Annotated in this window: 1 protein-coding gene; it reads left to right on the top strand. The window is 62.3% G+C overall.

Features of this window, described 5'->3' with window-relative positions; genetic code table 11:
* Window positions 1–189, top strand: a 189-nt coding sequence (locus A3736_RS06895) for a TonB-dependent receptor (RefSeq protein WP_156502027.1), incomplete at its 5' end; no start/stop codon positions are given.
* Window positions 190–252: the final 63 nt, after the last annotated feature.

Below are 252 nucleotides of genomic sequence, written 5' to 3'. Positions count from 1 at the left end.
GATTTCGTCCTGCCCGACCACACGCTGTTCCGGCTGTTCGGCGAGATCGAGCTTCTCGACGATGTCACGCTGTTCGGCACGGTGGCGAATATCTTCAACGCCGACTGGTACGCCAACAGTTACTCGCAACTCTGGGTCCAACCGGGCGCGCCGCGCACTGCGACCATCGGCTTTCGAGCGGGGTTCTGATGACGATGACGGACGCATCCGCCGTTCCCGCGATCGCCATCGAGGGCCTGCATCACAGCTATG

The sequence above is a fragment of the Erythrobacter sp. HI0063 genome (assembly GCF_001635685.1).
Taxonomy (GTDB): domain Bacteria; phylum Pseudomonadota; class Alphaproteobacteria; order Sphingomonadales; family Sphingomonadaceae; genus Qipengyuania.
The sequence above is the reverse complement of the archived record's forward strand: the minus strand, read 5'-3'. Positions and strand labels throughout refer to the sequence as shown.